At 43.6% G+C, this 17,841-nt stretch carries 13 protein-coding genes; 9 read left to right on the top strand and 4 right to left on the bottom strand.

Annotated elements, in window-relative coordinates:
• Positions 1–306: 306 nt before the first annotated feature.
• The 6 genes from gltB (at position 307) to AC2SLM_RS00865 (ending at position 9,748) form a co-directional block, all read left to right on the top strand.
• The gene (gene gltB / locus AC2SLM_RS00890; protein ID WP_486551415.1) at positions 307–4,830 is read left to right on the top strand and encodes a glutamate synthase large subunit; all 4,524 of its coding nucleotides are present in this window, start codon (positions 307–309) and stop codon (positions 4,828–4,830) included.
• A gap of 334 nt (positions 4,831–5,164) precedes the next feature.
• Positions 5,165–6,583: a glutamate synthase subunit beta gene (locus tag AC2SLM_RS00885; protein WP_486551414.1), complete on the top strand. Its 1,419-nt coding sequence runs from the start codon at positions 5,165–5,167 to the stop codon at positions 6,581–6,583.
• A gap of 183 nt (positions 6,584–6,766) precedes the next feature.
• On the top strand, positions 6,767–7,330 hold the full coding sequence (locus AC2SLM_RS00880) for a dual specificity protein phosphatase family protein (RefSeq protein ID WP_486551413.1): 564 nt from the start codon (positions 6,767–6,769) through the stop codon (positions 7,328–7,330).
• A 165-nt stretch (positions 7,331–7,495) separates the two neighbouring features.
• Positions 7,496–8,143 carry a carbonic anhydrase gene (locus AC2SLM_RS00875; RefSeq protein ID WP_486551411.1) on the top strand — a complete coding sequence of 216 codons (648 nt, stop codon included), beginning with the start codon at positions 7,496–7,498 and terminating at the stop codon, positions 8,141–8,143.
• Positions 8,144–8,216: 73 nt separating this feature from the next.
• Positions 8,217–8,762: a lactoylglutathione lyase gene (gloA, locus tag AC2SLM_RS00870; RefSeq protein ID WP_486551410.1), complete on the top strand. Its 546-nt coding sequence runs from the start codon at positions 8,217–8,219 to the stop codon at positions 8,760–8,762.
• Positions 8,763–8,803: 41 nt separating this feature from the next.
• Positions 8,804–9,748, top strand: coding sequence for a mechanosensitive ion channel family protein (locus tag AC2SLM_RS00865; protein ID WP_486541755.1), 945 nt, complete (start codon positions 8,804–8,806; stop codon positions 9,746–9,748).
• A gap of 106 nt (positions 9,749–9,854) precedes the next feature.
• Here the strand turns inward: AC2SLM_RS00865 and AC2SLM_RS00860 are convergent, their stop codons facing one another.
• From AC2SLM_RS00860 to ribA, 3 genes are all read right to left on the bottom strand, one after another.
• Positions 9,855–10,313 (bottom strand): c-type cytochrome, encoded by a 459-nt coding sequence (locus AC2SLM_RS00860; protein ID WP_486551408.1) that lies wholly within the window; start codon positions 10,311–10,313, stop codon positions 9,855–9,857.
• 372 nt (positions 10,314–10,685) lie between these two features.
• Entirely contained in the window at positions 10,686–11,705 is a 1,020-nt protein-coding gene (hemF, locus tag AC2SLM_RS00855) for an oxygen-dependent coproporphyrinogen oxidase (RefSeq protein ID WP_486551407.1), read from the bottom strand.
• 245 nt (positions 11,706–11,950) lie between these two features.
• Positions 11,951–12,634 (bottom strand): GTP cyclohydrolase II, encoded by a 684-nt coding sequence (ribA, locus tag AC2SLM_RS00850; protein ID WP_486541761.1) that lies wholly within the window; start codon positions 12,632–12,634, stop codon positions 11,951–11,953.
• 628 nt (positions 12,635–13,262) lie between these two features.
• On the opposite strand from ribA, the gene AC2SLM_RS00845 reads away from it, so the two are divergent.
• The 3 genes from AC2SLM_RS00845 (at position 13,263) to AC2SLM_RS00835 (ending at position 17,455) form a co-directional block, all read left to right on the top strand.
• The gene (locus tag AC2SLM_RS00845) at positions 13,263–15,524 is read left to right on the top strand and encodes a 1-deoxy-D-xylulose-5-phosphate synthase (protein ID WP_486551406.1); all 2,262 of its coding nucleotides are present in this window, start codon (positions 13,263–13,265) and stop codon (positions 15,522–15,524) included.
• 225 nt (positions 15,525–15,749) lie between these two features.
• Positions 15,750–16,583, top strand: a complete 834-nt coding sequence (locus AC2SLM_RS00840) for an inositol monophosphatase family protein (protein WP_486541765.1) — start codon at positions 15,750–15,752, stop codon at positions 16,581–16,583.
• A gap of 221 nt (positions 16,584–16,804) precedes the next feature.
• Entirely contained in the window at positions 16,805–17,455 is a 651-nt protein-coding gene (locus tag AC2SLM_RS00835) for a hypothetical protein (protein ID WP_486541767.1), read from the top strand.
• 73 nt (positions 17,456–17,528) lie between these two features.
• Here AC2SLM_RS00835 and AC2SLM_RS00830 read toward each other — a convergent pair.
• Positions 17,529–17,841 (bottom strand): integrase core domain-containing protein (locus AC2SLM_RS00830; RefSeq protein ID WP_486551405.1); only part of this gene is annotated, 313 nt, incomplete at its 5' end.

Raw genomic sequence — 17,841 nt, 5'->3', positions numbered from 1 at the left:
TATTGCTGTTTATACGATATTATTTTTAAACAGTCTGCCCATTAAAGCGTTATAGTCATTTGATTTAGTTCGCTATGATAATATGATAAATAGTCATAACCCGATTTCTCTCTGAGCGTTTATCGACTCATTGAGGTTGGTTTACCGACTCCCTATAGCGACTATAAAGAAAGCATTCGGAATTCGATCTTTCTTTTTTGGCTCACTCCATACCGCAGTTGTCATATGAATGTTGCAACTGCGCTTATTTAGAACATTCATTTAGTAGTGGCTTTTTTATACCGCTATATAAATAAAGGACACGCCATGACCCAGAATTTTACAGCCAATCCTACCGCCGCAAACTATCAATATAGCCAGCCTCCTCATCCTATTGACGACACTCAATCCTACCTTGCTTCACCAGACGATTTTAAAGACAACTGTGGTTTTGGCCTCATTGCTCACATTGAGGGCAAACCAAGCCATCATCTTGTTAAAACAGCCATTCACAGCTTAAGCTGCATGACTCACCGTGGAGGTGTGGCGGCTGATGGTAAAACAGGAGACGGCTGTGGTCTATTATTGGCCAAGCCAGTTGATTTCTTTAATACCGTTGCTAGTGAATTAAACATTGAGCTGAGTGAAAACTTCGCAGTGGGCATGGTGTTTTTAAACCTAGATGAGACGCTTGCCAAGCAGAGCCAAGACGTATTGAATAAAGAAGTAGAAGCTCAAGGCCTCAGTGTTGCCGGATGGCGTGATGTGCCGGTAGATTTATCAATTGTTGGTGAAATCGGCCGTGAGACATTGCCACAATTCAAACAAATCTTTGTGAACGCAGAAGATGATTTGTCGGTTGAAGACTTCAACCGTAAGTTATATGTTGCTCGCAAAAAAGCAGAGCTTGCACTAACTGACGATGAGCTATTTTATGTGACCTCACTGAATTGCCAAACCGTCATTTATAAAGGTCTGGTGATGCCATCAGATTTGCCAGCCTTCTATAGCGATTTGCAAGACAGCCGTCTACATTCTCATATCGTGGTATTCCACCAACGCTTCTCCACCAATACCTTGCCGCGTTGGCCATTGGCTCAGCCGTTCCGCTATCTTGCACACAACGGTGAGTTAAATACCATTACTGCTAACCGTAACTGGTCTGTGGCACGTACACCTAAGCTTGAAACAGAGAAGCTTCCAGAGATTACACAGCTGCATCCGCTGGTTAACCGTACCGGTTCTGACTCATCAAGCCTTGATAACATGCTTGAAGTGTTAATCTCAGGTGGTATGAGTCTGTTTCATGCGATGTCGATTTTAGTACCGCCTGCATGGCAGAATGTTGATAGCATGGATATGGATTTACGTGCGTTTTATGAGTTTTACTCACAGCATATGGAGCCATGGGACGGTCCTGCCGGTCTCGTTATTCAAGACGGCCGCTATGCGGTCTGTATGCTTGACCGTAATGGTCTGCGTCCCTCACGCTGGGTCACTACCAAAAATGGATATATCACCGTTGCCTCAGAGATTGGCGTTTGGGATTATGAGCCAGATGATGTAATTTCTAAAGGCCGCGTCGGACCAGGTCAAATGTTGGTTATCGATACCTTAAATGGCGAAGTCCTTGATGACCAGGTTATTAGTAACCGTCTGAAAAAGGCGCATCCATATCGCAAATGGTTACGCGAAGAAGCAACGCGTATTCGTGATGTTGAACAAGCTGAAGAGAAGTTGTTAGAAAAAGGCGTGCGCGGTGAGCCGCTTAAAGCCTTACAAAAAATGTTTAACATTACCAATGAAGAGCGTACCGAAATTATTCGCCCGAATGCCGAAAATGGTCAAGAGCCTGTCGGTTCTATGGGTGATGATACGCCAGTCGCTGTGTTGTCTAAGCAAGTGCGTAACGTGGCAGACTTTTTCCGTCAGCAGTTCGCTCAGGTGACTAACCCACCAATCGATCCCTTACGTGAATCGATTGTGATGTCATTGCAAACTTGTTTGGGTGCTGAGACCAACATCTTTAACCCAACGCCGCGTGATGCGCACCGTATTATCCTATCGTCGCCTGTATTGTCACCAAGCAAAATGCAGCAGATTGAAGCGCTGGATGACCCTGCTTTTATAAGTCAGCGTATTGATATCAACTATGACCAATCACTGACACTAGATATCGCAATCAAACAGATTTGCGAGCAAGTTGAAAACGCTGTTAAAGATGGTAATACGATTATCATCCTGTCAGATAAAGCGATTGAGAAAGGTAAAGTACCTGCTAATGCGATTATGGTAACTGGTGCTGTGCATCATTACTTGATTGAAAAAGGTCTGCGTACCGATGCCAACTTAATTATTGAAACTGGTGTGGCGCGTGACTCGCATCAAGTAGCGGTCTTAATCGGCTTTGGTGCAACCTGTGTATATCCATACCTTGCGTATGATGTGATTTCTGATTTAGTCGCCTCTGGCGAGCTATTAGGCGACCCATTACAAGCGCGTGCGAACTTCCGTAAAGGCTTGGATAAAGGCCTATTAAAAATTCTATCAAAAATGGGTATCTCAACGATTGTGTCTTACCGGGGCGCTCAGTTATTTGAAGCTGTGGGCCTATCTGAGGAAATCGTTGAGCTGTGCTTTAAAGGCGTTCAAAGCCGTATTAAAGGCGCAACCTTTGCTGATTTAGCACATGACCAAGCGATACTTGCAAAAAATGCATTCAGCCGCCGTACGCCTTTAGATCAAGGTGGTATGCTGAAGTTCGTATTCAACAAAGAATACCATGCGTTTAATCCAGACGTGATTAACACACTGCATAAAGCAGTGCGTACTGGTGATTACGAAAATTATCGTGAATATGCCAACTTGGTTAATACACGTCCTGTAGCCACTTTACGTGACTTGCTACAGTTAAAATCAGAAAATGGTATTGATATTGATGAGGTTGAAGATATCGAGAGCATCCTGCCACGCTTTGATTCAGCCGGTATGTCACTTGGCGCATTGTCGCCAGAAGCGCACGAAGCCATTGCTATGGCGATGAACACCATTGGTGGTCGTTCAAACTCTGGTGAGGGCGGTGAAGACCCAACCCGTTACGGCACGATACGTAACTCAAAAATCAAACAGGTGGCCTCAGGTCGCTTTGGTGTAACGCCTGCTTATCTGCGTTCGGCACAAGTGATGCAGATTAAAGTTGCTCAGGGTGCAAAACCAGGCGAGGGTGGTCAGCTACCAGGTGGTAAAGTAAACTCATTAATTGCACGTCTGCGTTATTCAGTACCTGGTGTGACGCTGATCTCTCCACCACCCCATCACGATATTTATTCAATTGAAGATTTGGCACAGCTGATTTTTGATTTAAAACAAGTCAACCCAGATGCGCTGGTATCGGTTAAATTGGTATCACGTCCAGGCGTGGGCACCATTGCGACCGGTGTTGCTAAAGCTTATGCTGATTTAATTACTATTTCAGGCTATGACGGCGGTACAGCAGCCTCACCATTATCATCCATTCACCATGCCGGCTCGCCTTGGGAGCTTGGTCTAGCCGAAGCGCATCAATCGCTACGTGTGAATGGCCTGCGTGATAAAGTACGTATGCAAACTGACGGCGGTCTAAAAACCGGTCTTGATGTGGTGAAAGCCGCTATCTTAGGCGCTGAAAGCTTTGGTTTTGGTACCACGCCAATGATTGCAGTGGGCTGTAAATATCTACGCATTTGCCACTTAAACAACTGTCCAACCGGTGTGGCAACTCAACAAGCGCGTTTACGTGACGAGCATTTCATCGGTGAAGCAGAAATGCTGATTAACTTCTTCAAATTTATTGCGACAGAAACCCGTGAATGGTTGGCCTTCTTAGGTGTACGCAGTATGGAAGAGCTGGTTGGTCGTACAGATTTACTAGAGCTGTTAGAAGGTACGACAGATAAGCAGCGTAATTTAGACTTATCGCCACTATTACGTAGCCATCCAGCTGCACAAGGCAAACCGCAGACTTGCCAAGTTGAACGAAACGAGCCATTTGATAAAGGTCTACTGGCTGAGAAAATAGTAGAAGATACTATTGTTGCAATTCGCCAAGGTAAAGGCGGCAGCTTTAGCTATCAAGTCGGTAACTGTGACCGCTCAATTGGTGGCAGATTATCTGGTGAGATTGCTCAAGTTTGGGGTAACCTTGGTATGTCTGATAAGCCAATTACTCTACATCTTACAGGTACTGCCGGTCAGAGTTTGGGTGTTTGGAACGCGGGCGGCTTAAATATTGAGCTTGAAGGCGATGCTAATGACTATGTGGGTAAAGGCATGGCCGGTGGTGAAATCGTTATCTATCCACCCAAAGGCTCAACCTTTGCTTCACAAGAGACAGCGATTATCGGTAACACCTGTTTGTACGGTGCCACTGGCGGTAAGTTATATGCTGCGGGTACGGCAGGTGAGCGTTTTGCGGTACGTAACTCAGGCGCGCATGTGGTTGTTGAAGGCGTGGGCGATCACTGCTGCGAATATATGACAGGCGGTGTGGTCACTGTACTGGGTAAAACTGGTCTGAACTTCGGTGCCGGTATGACAGGCGGCTTTGCGTTTGTGCTTGATTTAGATAATACCTTCTTTGATCGCTGTAACCATGAGTTAATCGATTTACATCGTATCTCAAGTGAACAAACAGAAGAGCACCGTATCTACTTGAAGCAAATTATCGAGACGCATATTGAAAAAACAGGCAGCGCTTGGGCACGTCAAATCCTAGCGGACTTTGAGCATTATGTGCGTAAAGTGTTCCTAGTGAAGCCAAAAGCGGCCAATATTGCGTCGCTACTGAATAGTACAACGGCTGACCCACAGTAAGCAGCTGTTTTAACTTGGCATAAGTGGCATACCAACTGATTATATGAGTCATGAGGTGTGCCGTTAGTCAAAATAAGTTTGGCTTGAACACGAAGTAGTAAAGACGTACCGATACGTGAACCCGATAGCGACCGGATAGATGTAAAGTGAATGCAAACGCTAGATTGGTTAGCAAGTAAATAATGAACTGTGTCATCACTTTATAACTATCCCCCATATATTTTGTCCAAGTAAGGAAGCAATCCCTCTTGTGGCAGGTTTTACAGGCAGCAAACAGTTATCTTTTGCCACACTGACGCCACCTGTAATACCAACTTAAGGAGACAAAACCCTAATGAAGCGTATTAATAACAACTTTCAATTTCTAGATGTGCCGCGTAGTGAGCCTGAGAAAAAAGACATCGTCACGCGCTCTACCGAGTTTGTAGAAATCTATACGCCATTTGAATCGCAAGATGCTGCACAACAAGCACATCGCTGCTTAGAATGTGGTAACCCGTACTGTGAATGGAAATGCCCAGTACATAACTACATTCCAAACTGGTTGAAATTGGCTACCGAAGGTCAAATCTTCCAAGCGGCCGAATTGTGTCATCGTACCAACACTTTACCTGAAGTTTGTGGGCGCGTTTGTCCACAAGACAGATTGTGTGAAGGCGCGTGTACTCTAAATGATGGCTTTGGTGCCGTGACTATTGGTAATGTTGAAAAATACATCAATGACACTGCGTTTGCCTTAGGCTGGCGTCCGGATATGAGTGACGTGCAGTGGACCGATAAAAAAGTCGCTATTATTGGCGCTGGCCCTGCTGGCCTTGGCTGTGCGGATATCTTAATCCGTGCTGGCGTGAAGCCGGTAGTGTTTGATAAGCGTCCTGAGATTGGCGGTCTATTAACCTTTGGTATTCCAGAGTTTAAGATGGAAAAACAAGTGATGCGCAATCGCCGCACCATCTTCGAGGGCATGGGTATTGAGTTCCGTTTAAACACGGAAGTGGGCACAGATGTGACCATTGATGAACTTATGGAGGAGTACGATGCCATCTTTATGGGCATGGGTACTTACACCTATATGCGCGGCGGTTACCCTGGAGAAGAGCTAGAAGGTGTCTATGATGCATTAGACTATCTGATTGCTAACGTTAATCGCTGCAACGATTGGGAAGTAAACCCAGAAGAATATATTGACCTGAAAGACAAGCGTGTGGTGGTATTAGGCGGCGGTGATACCGCGATGGACTGTAACCGTACAGCGATTCGTCAAGGTGCTGAGCGTGTGGTTTGTGCTTATCGCCGTGACGAAGCCAACATGCCTGGCTCGTTACGTGAAGTAAAAAATGCCAAAGAAGAAGGCGTTGAGTTCCTATTTAACCGTCAGCCGACACAAATCGTTGGTCTAAATGGTAAAGTAACTGGCGTAAAAGTAGTGACCACACAATTAGGTAAACCAGACAACCGTGGTCGTCAGCGTCCAGAGCCGATTCCAAATTCAGAAGAGATTATCGAATGTGATGCGGTGATTATGGCCTTTGGTTTCCGTCCAAGCCCTTCTGAATGGTTCGACAGCAATGAGATTGCGACCGATGATTCAGGCCGAGTAGTTGCCCCAGAAGAGCAAACCTTTAAATTCCAGACCAAGAATCCAAAAGTATTTGCAGGCGGTGATATGGTACGTGGCTCTGACCTAGTGGTAACTGCCATCTGGGAAGGTCGTGAAGCGGCAAAAGGTATTTTAGATTACTTAGAAGTGTAGTATTAAGGGAGTCGAGCAGAGATATTAATTATCCCACTTGCTTTTATGTTTTGTGAATTTTTGCTACTAAACCCTCCATTGTGAGGGTTTTTTATTGCGTCAATTTTATTGGTAACTCAATAATGCTATAGTCAGGTCAAGCTAAAATTATTGCATGTTTTAATCCATATATTTAAGGTAAAAATGACTCAAATACAGAACCGTTCAAATGACGAAAAGCAGCTACCAAGGTGGGCAAAATCTCTACATAATTTGGCCAACCTGTTTAAGGTAGATGATAGATTATATCGCAGTGAGCAGTTAGAGGCGGATGAAGCAGTGCTACTTACCAAGCACAAAATTGATGCGGTGATTAATCTGCGATTCTTTGATCGTAATGATAATGAGCAGCGCTTTTCTGATTTACCTGAGCTCAAGCAGGTCGACTTTTATAATTGTCCGCTGATGACTTGGTATGTGACGCCAGAGCGTATCGCCAATATCCTATGGCAGATTAGGAGTCTGCAAAGCCAAGGTAAGTCAGTGCTGGTACATTGCTATCATGGTGCTGATAGAACCGGTATTATTATCGCCATGTACCGTGTTGTGATACAGGGCTGGTCGATAGCTTATGCCAAAGAAGAGATGACGCAGGGTAATTTTGGTTATCACGCAATTTGGCGCAATCTTGAGAATATGCTTAATGCAGAAGAGGTTGAAGAAGTTCGAGCGGCGTATCTTGAGCTGAGTCAAGAGCAGTCATATTAGTTTATCAACTCGGTGATAGATGATTTATTAACAGGTTTTTAGTAGTAGATTTTCAGGTTACTGTATTGCACTGCGGAGAATCTAAAACCCTGTGATAAAATGAACACCTTATTTTTATACACGCTAGACTTATCCAAAATCATACTGACTCAAGAGATCTTATTTATGACATCAAACTCTGCATCAAGTCGCCCGAAAAACGCTGAAGAGGCACTGCAATGGCTAAAAAAAGGCAATCACCGTTATGTTGAGAGCCTGACAGATATCGAACAAAAAATGCAAAAACGCCCAGAGTTGGTTTCAGAGCAGGATCCGTTTGCGATTATTCTAGGGTGTTCTGATGCTCGTGTACCGGTAGAAATCGTATTTGACCAAGGTTTAGGTGACTTATTTGTTATTCGAGTTGCCGGCAATGTAGTCGCGCCCTCACAGATTGGCTCTGTCGAATTTGCGGTAGAAAAGTTCGGCACACGTCTGGTAGTGGTATTGGGACATTCTCATTGCGGTGCAGTAACGGCCTGTGTAGAGGCGTTAATTAACCCAGATCAGAATTACACACCAAACCTGCAATCTATTGTTGATCGTATTCGCCCAAGTGTCTATAACTTGCACGAGCTTGCCACAGCAACAGGCACAGATATTGATGCACAAGAACTAATTGACCGTTCAATTAGTGCAAACGTGCGCATGTCGGTTAGCCAGTTAAAGCACGGTTCGCGTTTGTTAGAGGATATGCACCGTAGCGGTGAGCTACTTATCGTGGGTGCCGAGTACGATTTGACCACAGGTAAAGTTGAATTCTTGGCAGATTAAGTGCCCTCTATCAGTCGATAATCAATAGTTAAATGAAGTCTGTATTTATAACTTACTAAATAAAGGAGCAACCATGTCTGTTAATCATGTTGACCAACCAAAATCATCTACCATCGTAGACGGTGTGCAGCCTATCCCTTTAGCAACGACTGGCTATACGTTTAACCATACCATGCTGCGCGTTAAAGACCCAAAAGCCTCATTAGAATTTTATACCGGTGTATTGGGTATGACGCTATTGACCATTAAGAAGTTTCCAGAAATGGAGTTTGATTTGTACTTCTTAGCCAAATTAACTGAGGAGGAGCGTGCGAACCTTCCTGAAAATGAAGATTTAGCCATTTACACCTTCCGTCAGCGCGGTATTTTGGAGCTGACGCACAACTATGGTACTGAAACACAGGAAGGCACTATCTATCATGATGGTAATAGCGAGCCACAAGGCTTTGGTCATATTTGCTTTAGCGTGCCGAATTTAAAAGAAGCCGTCGCTTGGTTTGATCAAAATAACGTTGAGTTCAAAAAGCGTCCTGAAGATGGTAAGATGAAAAATATCGCCTTCATTAAAGATGTAGATGGCTATTGGATTGAGATTGTACAAGCGGACTTAATGGGTTAATTCTACGTCGATAATAATGGAAATAAACTAAGGGTGAGTGGATGCCAGATATAAAGGTAACGGATAAAGTAAGCGATAAGATAGACGAGTATCAAACCATTGCATCAGCAGCCAATGGCATGTTTGATGATTTTATGGCTCGGGTGCCTTATTTTATTGTGGCCATCATTGTTCTGTTGTTGTTCTGGCTATTATCCAGTATCTTCAAAAGTTTAGTCACTAAGCTGTTAAGTAAAAGTCATACCCACCGTAATTTGGTGCGCGTGTTTCAGCGTATTGGCGGTGCCTTGATTCTGTTTGTTGGCTTTATGATTGCCATGGTCATTGCCATTCCTGGTTTCACTCCGGCTAAGCTGGTCGGTGCGCTAGGTATTGGGTCAGTGGCCATTGGTTTTGCATTCAAAGATATTTTCCAAAACCTATTATCCGGTATTCTACTGCTGTTATCTGAACCCTTCAAAATTGGCGATCAGATTATCTCAGGTGACTATGAGGGCACGGTAGAGGACATCAAGGTTCGCGCCACTACGATTCGTACCTATGATGGACGTCAGGTGGTTATTCCAAATTCGCAGCTATATACTGGCGCACTAACAGTCAATACGGCTTATAAACGTCGTCGCCTAGAGATGACCGTCGGTATTGGCTATAATGATGATATCCGCGGTGCAAAAAAAGCGATATTAGCAGCGTTAGAGAATGCTAAAACGGTTTCTAAATTAGCAGAGCCGTCAGTGATTGCTACTGAGTTTGGTGATTCAAGTATCAACTTAAAAGTCAGATGGTATATTGATGACGGCACGCAGGCGAACAAAGTGGCCTCTATTCATGAAGTCATTGTCGAAGTCAAAGATTACTTAGATGAAGCAGATGTGAATATTCCGTTTCCTATTCGCACCTTGGATTTCAGTGATGGTTCAGCCAAAGCTTTGGCAGAACAGGTGGTTGATATCCAAGCAAAAGGTACTGGGAAGAGTAAGACGTAAGCGACTATTCAAAACTAGGTTTAATGCCTATATAAAAAAGCGCCCTGATAGTTTATCAGGGCGCTTTTTTATGTCTTACAATAATTAGCTGTAATAGCTGTTTAGATTAATCCTTAGGTGCTTTAAATGTCTCGTGGCATGACTTACAGCTTTGGCCAACCTCAGTGAAGGCAGCTTGCAACTCATCAACTGAAGCGTTGTTTTGCGCTAAGCTATTTAATTCAGCAGTCGCTTCTTCAAAGTGGGTGGCTGCTGCTTGAAATCCTTCTGTATCAGACCAGACCGCAGGGGTAGCGCCGCCAACCTCATTTTCATCAGCGAAATACTGCCAAGGCTTACTGGCATCATCTGCCAAAAACTGCGCTTCTGATTTAAACTTTTCAGCATCAAAAGCGTCTGGCGTTTCTAATAGACTCTCCATAGAGTCTTTGGCGTCTTTCCAATTTTTCATAGTATCTTCGCGCGCTTCAATCGCATCGCTAGAAGCGGTATTGCTGCTATTACAGGCAGCAAGAGTTAAGCTTAACGGAAGTAGGGTGGCTAGCAATAATGACTTTATTTGCATGGCTAAATCCTTTTTAGGTGTTATTCAAATACGATAGACAAGAGGGTACAAACCAATATTAGCATTTAGCATAACTTCTTGAAAAGCTCATTCTGGTCAAAAGAGTTGAGGCGTTTTTGCAAATACTACACCCCTTATCATGAGTGATAGCTATAGTCATAGTCATATAAATGAGGTACGGTGTTAACCTCGCTAAGCCTACATTTGTAGTACTTGCGCTCGGTTGCCTTGTATCTCAAATATCTGACTACGACTATATAAAATAAATACTTAGACAAAAAAATAGACAGATGCGATGACGTCTGTCTATTTTTGATATAGAAACGGCTAGTGACTATTAATAACTAATAATAACAACTAATTAAGTCTAATCTACTTTGCAGTTGACTCTAAATTCAACCAGTCTTGAGGTTTAAGATAGAAGTCAGTTAGCTTATATTCTGGTGTACCCGGCTCTGGTTCATAACGATATTGCCAACCGGTTAATGGCGGTAAGCTGACTAAGATAGACTCAATACGCCCGTTACTTTGTAAGCCAAATAAGGTACCACGGTCATAGACGAGGTTGTATTCAACATAACGGCCACGGCGATAAAGCTGAAAATTACGCTGCTCTTCAGTGACCAGTAGCTGCTTACGCTTCTCAAAAATAGGCAGAATACCGTCTAGATAGCCTTGACCAACTGCCTGCATAAATTTAAAGCAAGTCTCGAAATCCCAGCCATGACTTTCGGTATTGACATCATCATAGAATAGACCGCCAACTCCGCGCTGCTCATCACGGTGACGTAGATAGAAGTAGTCGTCACACCATTCCTTGAAGTCAGGGTAGACACTATCACCAAAAGGCGCGCATAAATCATGACACACTTGATGCCAATGCACGCAGTCTTCTAATACTGGATAAAATGGCGTCAAATCAAAACCGCCGCCAAACCACCAAATCGGCGCTTCGCCTTCTTTTTCTGCCACAAACAGACGCACGTTAGCATGGCTTGTGGGTACGTGTGGATTGCGCGGATGCACAACCAATGACACACCCATAGCTTGAGCGGTACGGCCTGCAATATCAGGATGGCGAGCAGTAGCAGATGCTGGCAGGTTATTAATCTGGATATGACTGAACATCACGCCTGCTTTTTCAATGACTTTACCGTCGGCCATAACGCAAGAACGGCCACCACCGCCTTCAGGACGCTTCCAATCATCAGCGATAAAGGTTGCCGTACCGCCGCCATCTACTTCTTGTTGTTCTAGCGCCTTGCAAATGTCGGCTTGTAGCGTCACTAAAAACTGACGAACCCTTTCGATATCTTGTGCCGTTGGGTTATTCCCATCGCTCGCATTCGGGTTAGCAATATTTGGATTCTGATTACCGTTTTGTGAGGTCATACTAGGCTCCGTTTACGTGTTTTGCGACGTTTGATGTATCTGGTCTAAGAACCTGTATTCACAAGCTATAATTGGCTCTTTTTGCCTAAAACAAGCCACTACTTTGTTAAAATTCGGCTCGAATAGAATGACTATTCAACCCAATTTTGCCTCGTATTGTCTCATTTTATTCTAAAAATACCATAACTGTAGCTTATGAATACAGGTTCTAATAAGAAGTGATGGCTCAGCGCGACCTCTGATTGTTAATCAGAGGTCGGCTTAAACACCAATGATGATATGTCATTAGCAAGATAATGGCCCATACGCTCACGTTTTGTGGCCAAATAATCCACATTAAACGGGTTTAGCCCCACTACTAGAGGAATACGCTCGACTACTTCAAAGCCCAAATCTTCTAGATAGCTTAATTTTTCAGGATTATTGGTCATTAGGCGCAGCTTGCTTACACCCACATGGTCAAGCATCGGTTTACACATCTCATAAGTACGCGCATCAGCCGGTAGCCCTAACATTAAGTTCGCATCTAAAGTGTCGTGACCTTGGTCTTGTAAAGCATAAGCACGTATTTTATTGGTCAGACCAATGCCGCGGCCTTCTTGACGCAGATACAAAATAGCGCCGCAACCTTCGGCTTGAATTGCTTTCATAGTCGCATTTAGCTGTGGGCCACAGTCACATTTTAAAGAAGAAAACGCATCGCCGGTTAAGCATTCAGAGTGAATACGCACCAATGGCGCTTTTGGGTCGGCAGAGTCTGTTTCTTTGTCATCAGGCAAGGGTAGACCGCAGGTTAGCAGTACGTGCTCTTGGCCGTCATCATTTTCAAAGACATGAATATCAAATTCGCCATGCGCTGTAGGCAACTTGGCCTTGCTGACAAAGTGGTAGGGTGAAGGGATCGTATTTTTCAAGGATTTTTGAGACATTACAGACCTAAATAGTCATATTCGTGAATAAGAGTGAGCGTTAGGTTGATAATTTTAAAAAGCGTGACGCTGTCTTATCTAAGGTTCTTTTAGATATATATAGGGGCACTGCTGCGAGAATTAAATTAAAAACATAGAAAATTCACATATGAAACAGGATGACTAAAGCGTTAAATGAAAAAAAATGCTATTATGCCATACTCTTAATTCTGATACAGTGTTTGCTTAAGTCAGGCTCAGTAATATTACTAGGGTTTGTTCTTATGTGCTTACTATATATTTATTATTTTGGTAAAGGCTGTATATCGTACCCTGTTGTTATCACTGGTTGCTAAGACTCATCACACCTGTAATGAGGGTTGGATACGCTTTTAGCTTATCTAGGGTAGATGATTGAGGCGATAGTAAGCTTGTATGCTGGTGCAGAAGATGCACAGCTCTGATATCTTATAAGGGTGCCTTAGCGATATCAGGCAGATTATTTCTACACATATTCATTCACGCTGATGCTACCAAACAGTCAAGCAGAGGTTTTCTATCTCGACTGTCGGCCGCCCTGATATGACACTGTAATATCAACTGCCGAAGTAGTGTCGCTACAATAAGATTAGTAGGTTTTGTAAGGTCTATGCAGCAATCATCTAACCCCACTACGCCCGTGTCTGCGCCTTCGCAAAAAGTTAATTCATCGCCAAAAGGTGATACAGATAAAGGCTTAAGTGATGCTGCGAAAAAGGTGTCCGCAGGGATGCGCTTATTTAGCGACATTCCTACTGTGCGTCCAATCACACCTATATTAGATAGCATAGACTCGCCTGCTGATTTAAAGCCATTAAACCAAGAGCAACTATTAACCCTTGCCAACGAGCTGCGTGAATACTTATTGTATTCAGCCGGTCAAAGCGGTGGACATTTTGGTGCAAATTTGGGCGTGGTTGAATTGACCATTGCTCTGCATTATGTATTAAATGCACCTAATGACAAGCTGGTCTGGGACGTGGGACATCAAGCCTACGCACATAAGGTGCTAACCGGTCGCCGTGATCGTATATCGACCATTCGCTCGAAAGATGGATTAACTGCTTTTCCAGAACTTCAAGAGTCAGAATACGACACCTTTGGTGTTGGACATTCTTCTACTTCTATTTCAGCCGGCTTGGGCATGAGTCTTGCCCTGCGTCATTTAGGCAAGCAAGCAAAAGTCGCCTGTGTGATCGGCGATGGTGCGATGACCGGCGGGATGGCCTTTGAAGCCATGAATGATGCGGTGCAACAAGATGCCGATATCATGGTCGTATTGAACGACAATGATATGTCAATCTCTCAAGCCACGGGTGGGTTCTCGAAGCATCTAGCTGTCTTGTGGCAGCGCGGTCTGGCAATTGATATCGATAAGTCAGGTAATCCTGTTTTAACTAAGCGTACCATTGACAGTGCAGACAAGCGTTTCCGTCATTATGTGCATATGGCAAATGGTGCTATTAACGATTGGTCAGCGCGCATTCCTAACAAAATCATTACGAAAATTGCCAAGCAGTTTGCTGAGGGCACCATACCACGCCCAAGCGATCTTGAAGGGCTGCCTGATAAAATTGCCAATAAAATCGTAGATGACTTATTTGCAGACAACTTATTCAAAGCAATTGGCTTCAAATATTTTGGCCCTTTTGATGGGCATGATGTGGTTAAGCTCACACAAGTATTGGAGCGCGCTAAAAACTTGAAAGGCGCGGTACTGGTACATGTGCATACCGTTAAAGGTAAAGGCTTTGTACCTGCAGAAGCTGACCCTGTTGGCTACCATGCTATTAGTAAAGCCCCCAAACAGTCAGAAGCAACTGTAGAATATGACAAAGCCGATAAGGCATCTGCTGAGCCCATTCACAAAAAGAAATATTCCCAAGTATTTGGTGAGTTTATTTGTGATAAAGCGGCTACCGACGCTAACTTAATGGCAATCACGCCTGCAATGGAATCAGGCTCTGGTATGACGGAATTTGCTCAAAAATTCCCGAAACGTTTTTTTGATGTGGCGATTGCAGAGCAGCATGCAGTGACTGTGGCAGGCGGTATGGCAACCCAAGGGGTTAAGCCGATTGTCGCTATCTATTCAACCTTCTTGCAGCGCGGTTATGATCAGCTTATTCATGATGTAGCACTACAAAATCTTGATGTGATGTTTGCAATCGACCGTGCCGGATTGGTCGGTGAAGATGGCGCAACCCATGCTGGCGTATTTGACCTAGCCTATATGCGCTGCGTGCCAAACCTAGTGATTGCTACGCCCAAAGATGAAAACGAATGTTATCAATTATTAAATACTTGTTATGAATATAAAGGCGTAACCGCAGTCCGCTACCCAAGGGGCACAGGTCCTGGAGTTGCTATAGATAAGCCTGCGCAACAATTTACGGTGGGTAAAGCTGTGATAGATGCAGTTTATCATTCTAATAACACAGCTGATCAATCAAATGTAGATGAAGTAACCAAAGTTGCTTTATTAGGCTTCGGCTCTATGGTCGCCACAGCGCATCAAGCCGCTCAGAATCTTGTCTCAGCAGATAATAACGATAGCAACCTTGAGATTAGCGTGGTCAATATGCGCTGGGTCAAGCCGCTCGATAGCGAGTTGTTAGATCAGTTGATTGATCAAGGTTATACTTATATTGTGACCTTAGAAGAACATGTGGTTATGGGCGGTGCTGGCAGCGCAGTCAATGAATATTTGCTGAATCAAGCATCAAATGTTGCTGCTAATTTACGTATCAAAAATATCGGTATTGCCGATGAATTTATTGCTCATGGCAGTCATGATGAACAATTAGCAGACTGTGGTTTGGATGTCGCTGGCGTGACAAATAAGCTACAACAGATGCTACATCTTAAGTAGAATAGATTAACCGCTGCTCTTTTATCACCTTATGTCCTCTCTATTTTAGAATGGATATTAGCTAAATAAACGAGCAGCACTCATCAGTTATCTATGATGAGCATTCTACTACATATACCCATCAGGCAAGGTGGCTGACTTTTATTATCAACTACCCTTAGCCGTAAATTTAATCAAACCTCCAACTGACACTTCAATACATCTCGTAAAGTAAATAGGAAAATTATGGAACCAATGGTCGTCATTGCAGCCCGTGCTGCTGAAAAAGTAGGTGCTGAACTTCTTAAAGCGCATCAAAATCGTCATAAAATTGAATTTGATACTGAGTCTAAAGGTCTTGAGGGTTTAGTGACTAAGATTGATCGATTCAGTGAAGAGCTGACGATTGAAACCTTAAAGTATAACTACCCTAATCATTCATTCTTGGGTGAAGAGTTTGGTTTGCAAGAAGGTCAAGGTAGCGACGCTGAGTGGTGCTGGGTTATTGATCCACTTGATGGTACGCATAACTTTGTACACGGCGTTCCTCACTTCTGTATCTCTATCGCTGTACAGCACAATGGCGTTACTGAGCATGGTGTCGTTTATGATCCTATCCGTGATGAGATGTTTTCAGCCAGCCGTGGTAAAGGCGCACGGTTAAATCAGCGCCGTTTACAAGTTAGCCAACGCAAAACTATCGAGGGCGGCTTATTTACTACCGGTCATCCACTTGAGCGTCAAGAAGGCGATAAAGTGGTGTCTTATGCCAAAGAGCATTTTGCGACCTTGCAAAAAATCGCTGAAGAAGGCGGTCAAGTACGTCGTTTAGGCTCTGCTGCATTAGATTTATCTTATGTTGCGGCCGGTCGTTTTGACGGTTACTTCGAGATGAAGTTAAAGCCTTGGGATATCGCAGCAGGCGAGCTTTTAGTAAATGAGGCACGCGGTGTGGTGGTTGACCACAACGGCGCACACAATGCGATGGAAACAGGCTCTATCTTTGCTTGTAACGTGAAGCTATTAAAACCATTGATGAAAATGGTTGTACCAACGTGGGGTAATGCCGTTCGCGGTTAAGACCACTGCGTTACTAATGCCCATCTGGGTCATTAGTAACGGTATATAAATGTTAAGAAACCCCGCGAATTCTATTTGAATCTGTGGGGTTTTTTATAGATATTATTGGTAATGCGCTATCGTTGACAGCAGCAGTTATTAGTAGTCATCTTTAAAATGATAAACTCATTGATAGAATAAATTATACGGGTGGATTGTCATCTGATACCGAGGATACTCTTATGAAAAATAGCGCATTAACCGCCTTAATATCTACGACTTTATTACTAACAGGGTGTGGTTTAGGACCTGAAACAGAGTCTAAAGAAACAGGGTCGGCAAATACCGAAGAAGTCGCGCCACCCGGACATCAAAAAATGACCCGAACCTCGTCAGGCTCTCATACCGAACTTACCAAGAAGCCAAACTTTGATATCAGTGTGCAGACTTATGGTGAGACGCTTAACAAGCTACTGCAAGAGACAGAGTTTGCAGACAAAACTATCACAGATTTGTCAGAAGGTGATAGCGACAAGGTATTTATTACCGACTATACCCATCAGATCAGCGTTGTCGGTGAGGTAAGTGAAGACGACAAATTAGAAGATTTAACCTATACCATGCCGGTAAATGACAGCATCAAGACCGAAGCAAACTCATTAATTGAACTCACTGCGGCTTCTATGCAGGTATTGAATACTAACGTCGATGCCAATCAGGCGAAAGAGTCAGTTTCAAAGCTTATTAATCAAGTAATCGCTAATTTTGAAGAGACCAGTGAGCAGCAACAAGCGGTGAGCGTAGTGGAGGACAAGGTATATGTCGCGCAGATATCAGACAGAGGATTAAGGTTTTTGATTGAGCCTGCTGAAGATAGCCGATTTGCTCAATAATTTTATGTCTGTCTCGTCCTAAAATAGGTTGATGATTTAAAACAAGCCAGATACCCCGTGTATCTGGTTTTTTCTATGCAGAACACCCATAACTTTGATGAAACTCGAAAGGCGTTCTCATATTCAAACTTAAATGCGGTCTCATATGATTATAAATATAAACCGACTCATCAACGAGCACTCTTAGCTCATCTAACGTATTACACTGATGAATTAAAAACTCATCCTTTAAAATGCCATTAACGCGTTCAGCTAAAGCATTTTGATAACAGTCATAGCCATCTGTCATAGACGGTCTAATGTTGTTCTTCTCAAGCACGTCTTGATACTCTTTAGCACAATACTGTAAACCTCTATCAGAATGATGAATGGCATCATGCTGATAG

This window comes from Psychrobacter sp. CX16 (assembly GCF_057396245.1).
Note: the sequence above shows the minus strand (reverse complement) of the source record. Positions and strands in the feature narration are given on the sequence as shown.